Here is an 8,398-nt window from a genome sequence, read left to right as displayed (position 1 = left end):
AGCCTCCCCAGCACTGGAACATCAGGGGTGACTGACCGCGTCCACCATCGGTCACGGCCTGCCAGACGGACGCGGGCTCGGGTTCCGGCCGGCCGTCGGGGCCCGGCTCCTCCTCGTCGAAGAAGACCGGCCCCGTCTCCTCCACCGAGGGGGTGCGGGCAGGTGTCGGCGCCGGGGCGGGGACGGACGCGGCGGGGGCCGGCGGCGTCGGCAGCGCCTCGCCGTCCTTGGGCGCGGGGCGGCTCGTCCCCGGGACCCAGGCGGCACCGTTCCAGAACCGGATATATCCCGGAATGGACGGGTCGGGGTAGTAGCCGGGCGTGGGGCTGCCGTCGCCGGTTGCCGGGGTTGGGGCGCTCATCACCGTGGTCCCGTATCTCCTGGAGGCCTCAATTCAAGGCACCACATCTACCAGACCGATGAGCGCCCCCGAACCGGTCCGTCCACAACGACCCCATACCGGTCACACCTGTGTTACGGGGAGACCGGGGGAATCCCCCGGCGGAAGTCGCGTAATGACGGGGCCGGAAGCCCCTCTCACCGGTATGGCCCGTCCAGGGGCCCACCGGAGAGAAGGGAACCGTCCCATGCAGCACACCGTCGTCGAACACGACCTCGAACTCGCCCTGACGCTGTCGCCCGAGCGCAGCGTCCCCGTCCCCGCCCGGCTGGTCTACCGCACGGACGACCCCTACGCCGTGCACATCGTCTTCCACGTCGGCTCCGGGCACCCCGTGCACTGGACCTTCGCCCGTGAGCTGCTGGTCGAAGGGGTCTTCCGGCCCTGCGGCCACGGCGACGTGCGGATCCGGCCGACGACGCTCGACGGCCGGACGGCCGTGCTGCTGGCGCTGTCCTCGCCGGACGGCGAGGCGCTCCTGGAGGCCCCGGCCGGCGAGGTGTCGGGGTGGCTGGAGCTCACCTTGCGGATGGTGCCGCCCGGCTCCGAGCCGGAGCAGCTCGGCCTGGACGACGGGCTGGCCGAGCTGCTCGCCTGACGCCCGGTCAGTCCGTCACGTAGGTGTGGGTGATGAATTCGATCGAGTGGCCGTCGGGGTCGTCGATGTAGACGCCGCGACCGCCGTGGTGGTGGTTGATCCGCTGCGGCTCGTGGTGGTACGGGTCCGCCCAGTACCGCAGCCGGCGTTCCTCGATCCGGGCGAGGATCGCGTCGAACTCGTCCTCCGGCACGAGGAACGCGAGGTGCTGCGGGACGATGCGGGGCGCGTCGTCGTCGAGGTAGTCCAGGGTGACGCCGCCCTCCAGCGGGACGCTCGCGAAGGGGCCGAAGGGCTTGGGCTCGGGCGCGTCGAGCAGATCCGTGAGGAAGCGGGCGGCGGCGAACCGGTCGCGGCTGCGGACGATGGTGTGGTCAAGGCGTGCGGGCACGGCTCCTCCTTCGTCGGTCCCCTCACGCTAGGCGTGCCGCCGCGCCGAAACCATCGGGCGTGGGGCCCGGGGTCACCGGACTCGGGGCCTAGGACCCGGGACGCAGGGCTCAGGGCTCAGGGCTCAGGGCTCAGGGCTCAGGGCTCAGGGCTCAGGGCTCAGAAGAGTTTGCCGGGGTTGAGGATGCCGAGGGGATCGAAGGTCCGCTTGATACCCCGCTGCAACTCCAACCCCACCGGCCCCAGTTCGCGGGCCAGCCACTCCTTCTTCAGCACGCCGACGCCGTGTTCGCCCGTGATGGTGCCGCCGAGCTCCAGCCCGAGCGCCATGATCTCGTCGAACGACTCGCGGGCGCGGCGGGATTCGCCGGGGTCCGTGTGGTCGAAGCACACCACGGGGTGGGTGTTGCCGTCGCCCGCGTGCGCGCAGACGCCGATGGTCAGGTCGTACTTCGCCGCGATGGCGGCCGTGCCGTCGAGCATCGCGGCGAGCCGCGAGCGCGGTACGCACACGTCGTCGATCATCGTCGCGGACTTGACGGCCTCCAGGGCGGTCAGCGACATCCGGCGGGCCTTCAGCAGCATCTCCGACTCGGCCGCGTCCTCGGCCGGCACCACCTGGGTGGCCCCGGCGGCCGTGCACAGCTCGCCCACGGCGGCCAGGTCCGCGGCGGGATCGGGGGTGTCGAACGCGGCGAGCAGCAGGGCCTCGGTGGACTCCGGCAGGCCCATCCGGCCGAGCCGGTTGACCGCCCGCACGGTCGTACGGTCCATCAGTTCGACGAGGGACGGGGTGTGGCCCCGCTCCATCACCGCGCACACGGCCTCGCACGCGGACGCCGCCGACGGGAACTCCGCCGCCAGCACGAGCTGCCGCGGCGGCTGCGGGCGCAGCGCCAGGACGGCCCGTACGACGATGCCGAGGGTGCCCTCGGAGCCGACGAACAGCCGCGTCAGGTCGTACCCGGCGACGCCCTTCGCGGTGCGGCGGCCGGTGGACAGCAGGCGGCCGTCGGCGAGGACGACGTCCAGGCCGAGGACGTACTCCGCCGTCACCCCGTACTTGACGCAGCACAGACCGCCGGAGGCGGTGCCGATGTTGCCGCCGATCGTGCACATCTCCCAGCTGGACGGGTCCGGCGGGTAGTACAGGCCGTGTTCGCCGACCGCGCGGGACAGCACGGCGTTCACGACCCCCGGCTCGACGACCGCGATCCGGTCGACCGGGCTGATCTCCAGGATCCGGTCCATCCTGACGAGGGACAGCACGATGGCGCCGTCGGACGCGTTCGCCGCGCCCGACAGGCCGGTGCGGGCGCCCTGCGGGACGACCGGCACCCGCAGCGCCGTCGCCGTGCGCATGACGTGCCGGACCTGCTCGACGGTGCTCGGCAGGACGACCACGGCGGGCGTGCCCGCGTCGCAGAAGCTCGCCATGTCGTGGGCGTAGGAGGCGGTGACGTCCGGATCGGTGAGCAGGGCCTCCGACGGGAGGCCGGCCCGGAGGCGGGTCAGCAGGTCGTCCATGATCCCAGCCTGGCATCCGGGGCCATCGGTGTGAACCCGCCGGGGGATCGACTTGGGGTCCGCCGGGTGGCTCGTCGTACGGGCGCGCCCCGTACCGCACAGTGACGGCATGAAGACGGAACGGGTCCCACAGATCGTCCTGGGCGCCGGCGCGGGCGCGGTGCTGGCCGGAGCGGCCGTCCTGTTCGTACCGGCCGGACTCGGCGCGGACGCGCCCGCTCCCGCGCCCGGCCCCGCCGCCCGGGCCGTGTCGGCGGCGCACGCCGGCGCGCAGGCGTCCCTGCCGGAGCTGGCCGCGCTGATCGGCGACCGCGAGAAGTGGCTGCGGGCCCACCCGGGCGACGACGCGTCCTGGGCGGTGCTGGGCGGCGCGTACGTGGAACGGGGCGCGCGCAACGGCGACACCGCCTCGTACGTACGCGCGGAGAAGGCGCTGAAGCGGTCCCTGGCCGCCTGGCCGGCCCGCCGGGGCAACGTCGACGCCCAGCTCGGCATGGGCGCGCTGGCGAACGCGCGCGGCGACTTCCGGGCCGCCCGGACGTGGGGCGAGGCGGTGCGGAAGTCCTCGCCCCGGCGGTGGCAGGCGTACCCCGTGCTGATCGACGCCTACAACGGGCTCGGCGACTACGTGTCCGCCGGGCGGGCCATGGAGCGCCTGCGGGCGCTGCGCGGCGGGGCGCCCGCGCTGTCGCGCGCCGCGATGGTGTACCGCGACCGGGGCTGGCGCGAGGACGCGTCGGCGCTGGCGTACGACGCGGTGGCGCTCGCGGCCACCCCGGCGGAGAAGGCCGCCTGCCTGGTGCGGCTCGGCGATCTCGCCTGGGAGCGCGGCGAGCCCGCCGAGGCCGTCGCCTCCTACGCGCCGGCGCTGGGCCTCGTGCCCGGGCACGCGCCGGCGCTGGCCGGGCGGGCGCGGGCGCTGGCGGCGCTCGGCAGGACGGACGAGGCGCTGCGGGACTACGGGGCCGCCCTGGAGGCGCTGCCGCTGCCGCAGTACGCCCTGGAGGCGGGCGAGCTGTACGAGTCTCTGGGCCTCGACGGGGACGCGCGGACGCAGTACGAGGTGCTGCGGGTGCGCGCCACGGAGGCGGGGACGCACGGGGTGAACGGCGCGCTGGTGCTGGCCCGCTACGAGGCGGACCACGGCAGCCCGGACGCCGCGCTGCGGCTGCTGCGCGCCGAGTGGGCGAAGGGGCACCGGTCCGTGCACGTCGCCGACGCGCTCGGCTGGGCGCTGTACCGGGCGGGGCGGGCGGAGGAGGCGCTGCCGTACGCCAAAAGGGCCACGGAACGGGGGCTGCGGAGCGCGCTCTTCGCGTACCACCGGGGCCGGATCGAGCAGGAGCTGGGCGAGTACGGGCCGGCGCGGCGGCACATCGAGGAGGCGCTGCGGATCAACCCGGCGTTCTCGCCCCTGCTGGCCCCGAAGGCCCGGCGCGCGCTGGCCTCGCTGGGCGAGCCGCCGGAGGACGGGCCGGAGGACGGGTCGGAGGACGGGTCGGCGGGCGGTTACACCTCCGGGGAACCGCAGCGGCGGGCCGGGGCGCCGAGGGCCGGGTCGCCGCCACCGCGTGACCCGGAGCACCGGGGGCCGGAGCCGCGCAAGCCGCGCCGCCCGGCGGCCACGGCGACGCCCGGCGCGTCCGCGTCCGCGTCACGATCGCCCGAAGCGGAGCGGTGACCGCGGCGGGACTGCGCCGCCGGAGCGTGGTCCGACGCCCTGCGAGACGGTGACCGCCCGGGGGGTGCGCCCGGCGCCGGTGGGGCGGAACGGTGACCCGTCCGGCGGGGGGCCCGGCCGGACGGGACCCATGCGGGGGCGTCCCGACCGGCCGCCCGGCACCCCGTACCGGGCGGTCGGTGGCCGGGAGCGTCAGAGGTTGCCGCGCTTGGCCTGCTCGCGCTCGATCGCCTCGAAGAGGGCCTTGAAGTTGCCCTTGCCGAAGCCCATCGAGCCATGCCGCTCGATCATCTCGAAGAACACCGTCGGACGGTCCTGGACCGGCTTGGTGAAGATCTGCAGCAGGTAGCCGTCCTCGTCGCGGTCGACGAGGATCTTCAGCTCGCGCAGGGTCTCCACCGGCACGCGGGTCTCGCCGGCCCACTCGCCGAGGGTGTCGTAGTACGAGTCGGGGGTGTCGAGGAACTGGACACCCGCGGCCCGCATGGTGCGGACGGTGTGCACGATGTCGTTCGTGGCGAGCGCGATGTGCTGGACGCCGGCGCCGCCGTAGAACTCGAGGTACTCGTCGATCTGCGACTTCTTCTTCGCGATCGCCGGCTCGTTGATCGGGAACTTCACCTTCAGCGTGCCGTCGGCGACGACCTTCGACATCAGCGCCGAGTACTCGGTCGCGATGTCGTCGCCCACGAACTCCTTCATGTTCGTGAAGCCCATGACCTTGTTGTAGAAGGCCACCCAGTCGTTCATCCTGCCGAGCTCGACGTTGCCCACGCAGTGGTCGATGGCCTGGAAGGTGCGCTTGGCGGGCGGCTCGACGATCGGGGACGCGGTGACGAAGCCGGGGAGGTACGGGCCGTCGTAGCCGGAGCGGTCGACGAGGGTGTGGCGGGTCTTGCCGTACGTCGCGATGGCGGCGAGCACGACGGTGCCGTGCTCGTCCTTGACCTCGTACGGCTCGGTGATGCCGGTCGCGCCCTGCTCGACGGCGTAGGCGTACGCCTTGCGGGCGTCCGGCACCTCGATGGCGAGGTCGATGACGCCGTCGCCGTGCTCGGCGACGTGCTCGGCGAGGAAGCGGCCCCAGTCGGTGGAGGGCTTGATGACGGAGGTGAACACGAAGCGGGCGCCGCCGTTGGCCAGGACGTAACTGGCGGTCTCGCGGCTGCCGTTCTCCGGCCCGGAGTAGGCGACCAGCTTCATGCCGAAGGCCGTGGAGTAGTAGTGCGCGGCCTGCTTGGCGTTGCCGACGGCGAACACGACCGCGTCCATCCCCTTCACCGGGAAGGGGTCGGCCTGCCGGGCGGTGCCGGGGGTGTGGGAGATGGTCTCAGTCATGGCGGCAGGCTCTCTCCGATTGGCAAGGTGCGCAATAGTTCGCGCAGGGGCTGGGCAATCTGACCAGCGGGTGGGCAGGATGTGCGGGCGTTCTGTACAGGGTGACCATTGGAGGGCGGCTGTGGCGATCGATCATCTGGACGGCAGGCTCATCGCGCTGCTGGCGCGGGAGCCGCGCATAGGCGTCCTGGAGGCCTCGCGCCGGCTGGGCGTGGCGCGCGGCACGGTGCAGGCGCGGCTGGACCGGCTTCAGTCGAACGGAGTCATCCGGGGGTTCGGCCCGGAGGTCGACCCGGCGGCGCTGGGCTATCCGGTCACCGCGTTCGCCACGCTGGAGATCAAGCAGGGCCAAGGCGCCGACGTACGGGAGCACTTGGCGGGTGTGCCGGAGGTGCTGGAACTGCACACGACGACCGGCCACGGGGACATGCTGTGCCGCCTGGTGGCCCGGTCGAACGCGGATCTCCAGCGGGTGATCGACCGGGTCGTCGGTTTTGATGGCATCGTGCGGGCCTCCACGGCGATCGTCATGGAGAACCCGGTGCCCCTGCGGATCATCCCGCTGGTGGAGCAGGCCGCGTCGGAGGAGTGAGGCGAGGGAGCGCGCGTGGGCTTCGGGGAGTACGTGGTCGCCAGGCACCAGCAGCTGTTCGCTGACGCGGTGCAGCACGTCAGCGCCGTGTTCCAGTGCATGGTGATCGCCACCGCGGTGGGAGTGGCGATCGCGCTGGCCACCTACCGCAGCGCCTGGGCGGGGAACCTCGCCATCATGTCCACGGCGACGGTGCTCACCATCCCCTCGCTGGCCCTGATCGGCCTGCTGATCCCGGTGGTGGGGCTCGGTGTGCCGCCCACGGTGATCGCGCTGGTGCTGTACGGGCTGCTGCCGGTGGTGCGCAACGCGGTCGTGGGCCTGCGGGGCGTCGACCCGGCCCTGGTGGACGCCGCCAAGGGCATCGGGATGTCCCCGGTCGCCCGGCTGGCGCGGGTGGAACTGCCGCTCGCCTGGCCTCCGATCCTCACCGGGATCCGGGTGTCCACGCAGATGCTCATGGGCATCGCCGCGATCGCCGCCTATGCCTCGGGGCCGGGGCTGGGCAACGAGATCTTCCGCGGGATCGCCTCGCTGGGCAGTGCCAACGCGCTCAACCAGGTGCTCGCCGGGACGCTGGGGATCGTCGTGCTCGCCCTCCTCTTCGACGCCGCGTACGTACTGCTCGGGCGGCTGACCATTTCCGGGGGGATCCGTGGGCGCGAGCATTGAGCTGGAGAACCTCTCGAAGAGGTACCCGGGCAATCCGTCTCCGGCGGTGGACGACGTCTCGATGGAGATCAGGCCGGGCGAGACGGTGGTCTTCGTGGGGCCGTCGGGGTGCGGCAAGTCGACCACGCTGAAGATGATCAACCGGCTGATCGAGCCGTCGTCGGGGCGGATCAGGATCGACGACCAGGACGTCACCCGCATCGATCCGGTGAAGCTGCGCCGGAAGGTGGGGTACGCGATCCAGTCCTCCGGACTGTTCCCGCACATGACGGTCGCCGAGAACATCGCCCTCGTACCGAAGATGGTGGGCTGGTCCAAGGCGCGGGTGCGCGACCGGGTCGAGGAGATGCTCGACCTGGTGGGGCTCGACCCGAAGGAGTTCCACGGGCGCTATCCGCGCCGGTTGTCGGGCGGCCAGCAGCAGCGGGTCGGGGTGGCACGGGCCCTGGCGGCGGATCCCCCGGTACTGCTGATGGACGAGCCGTTCGGGGCGGTGGACCCCATCACGCGCGACCACCTCCAGGACGAACTCATCCGGCTGCAGCACGAGTTGCACAAGACCATCGTCTTCGTCACGCACGACTTCGACGAGGCGATCAAACTGGGCGACCGGATCGCGGTACTGCGCGAGCGGTCCCACATCGCCCAGTTCGACACCCCCGAGGCGATCCTGACGAACCCGGCGGACGACTTCGTGTCCGGGTTCGTGGGGGCGGGGGCCGCGCTGAAGCGGCTCAACCTCACGCGCGTACGGGACGTGGGGATCGCCGGCTTCCCGACGGTGTCGGTCGACGACCCCCTCCAGACGATCTTCGACCGGCTGCGCGGCGGGCCGCACAACGAGCTGCTGATGCTCGACCGGCGCGGGCGTCCGTACAAGTGGCTCCGGCGCGGCGACCTGATGCGGGCGAAGGGCTCGCTCGCGCGGGCGGGGCAGCTGGTGCACGACACGGTGACGCGGGACGCGACGCTGCACGACGCGCTGGAGGCGGTGCTCATCGACTCGTCCGGGCGGGTGGCGGTCACGGGGCGGCGCGGGGAGTACATCGGGGTCGTCGACATGGAGACGCTGATGAACTCGGTGCACGAGATGCTGGAGGCGGACCGGCTGACCGCGATCGAGCACCAGCACGACCTGGAGGAGGCGCGCCACCACCGCACCGAGGCCGAGCTGGAGGGCGGCGCGTGACCCCCCGGACA

Annotated in this window: 9 protein-coding genes; 5 read left to right on the top strand and 4 right to left on the bottom strand. The window is 72.8% G+C overall.

Going from position 1 to position 8,398, the window contains the following annotated elements:
* A partial coding sequence (locus IE109_RS31440) for a DUF2510 domain-containing protein (protein WP_189554769.1) occupies window positions 1–361 on the bottom strand: 361 nt, incomplete at its 3' end.
* Between the two features lie 226 nt (window positions 362–587).
* Here IE109_RS31440 and IE109_RS31435 point away from each other — a divergent pair.
* Entirely contained in the window at window positions 588–998 is a 411-nt protein-coding gene (locus IE109_RS31435) for an SsgA family sporulation/cell division regulator (RefSeq protein ID WP_189554768.1), read from the top strand.
* Between the two features lie 7 nt (window positions 999–1,005).
* Here the strand turns inward: IE109_RS31435 and IE109_RS31430 are convergent, their stop codons facing one another.
* Together IE109_RS31430 and IE109_RS31425 are read right to left on the bottom strand one after the other, a co-directional pair.
* Entirely contained in the window at window positions 1,006–1,389 is a 384-nt protein-coding gene (locus IE109_RS31430; protein WP_189554767.1) for a VOC family protein, read from the bottom strand.
* 158 nt (window positions 1,390–1,547) lie between these two features.
* Window positions 1,548–2,915 carry an FAD-binding oxidoreductase gene (locus IE109_RS31425; RefSeq protein WP_189554766.1) on the bottom strand — a complete coding sequence of 456 codons (1,368 nt, stop codon included), beginning with the start codon at window positions 2,913–2,915 and terminating at the stop codon, window positions 1,548–1,550.
* A 109-nt stretch (window positions 2,916–3,024) separates the two neighbouring features.
* Here IE109_RS31425 and IE109_RS31420 point away from each other — a divergent pair, with 109 nt between their 5' ends.
* Complete coding sequence (locus IE109_RS31420; protein ID WP_189554765.1) at window positions 3,025–4,596, top strand: tetratricopeptide repeat protein; 1,572 nt, start codon at window positions 3,025–3,027, stop codon at window positions 4,594–4,596.
* 192 nt (window positions 4,597–4,788) lie between these two features.
* Here the strand turns inward: IE109_RS31420 and hppD are convergent, their stop codons facing one another.
* Window positions 4,789–5,934, bottom strand: coding sequence for a 4-hydroxyphenylpyruvate dioxygenase (gene hppD, locus IE109_RS31415; RefSeq protein ID WP_189554764.1), 1,146 nt, complete (start codon window positions 5,932–5,934; stop codon window positions 4,789–4,791).
* Between the two features lie 121 nt (window positions 5,935–6,055).
* Between hppD and IE109_RS31410 the strand changes: the two genes are divergently transcribed.
* The 3 genes from IE109_RS31410 to IE109_RS31400 are packed head-to-tail and all read left to right on the top strand — an operon-like array spanning window position 6,056 to window position 8,387.
* Window positions 6,056–6,526, top strand: coding sequence for an Lrp/AsnC family transcriptional regulator (locus IE109_RS31410; RefSeq protein ID WP_064072192.1), 471 nt, complete (start codon window positions 6,056–6,058; stop codon window positions 6,524–6,526).
* 15 nt (window positions 6,527–6,541) lie between these two features.
* Window positions 6,542–7,198 carry an ABC transporter permease gene (locus tag IE109_RS31405; RefSeq protein ID WP_189554763.1) on the top strand — a complete coding sequence of 219 codons (657 nt, stop codon included), beginning with the start codon at window positions 6,542–6,544 and terminating at the stop codon, window positions 7,196–7,198.
* Window positions 7,182–8,387: a betaine/proline/choline family ABC transporter ATP-binding protein gene (locus IE109_RS31400; protein ID WP_189554762.1), complete on the top strand. Its 1,206-nt coding sequence runs from the start codon at window positions 7,182–7,184 to the stop codon at window positions 8,385–8,387. Before IE109_RS31405 ends, IE109_RS31400 begins: the two co-directional genes overlap by 17 nt.
* Window positions 8,388–8,398: the final 11 nt, after the last annotated feature.

This window comes from Streptomyces lavendofoliae (genome assembly GCF_014649735.1).
In the GTDB taxonomy this organism is placed as follows: Bacteria; Actinomycetota; Actinomycetes; order Streptomycetales; family Streptomycetaceae; genus Streptomyces; species Streptomyces lavendofoliae.
This window is presented reverse-complemented; position numbering and strand designations above follow the sequence as displayed.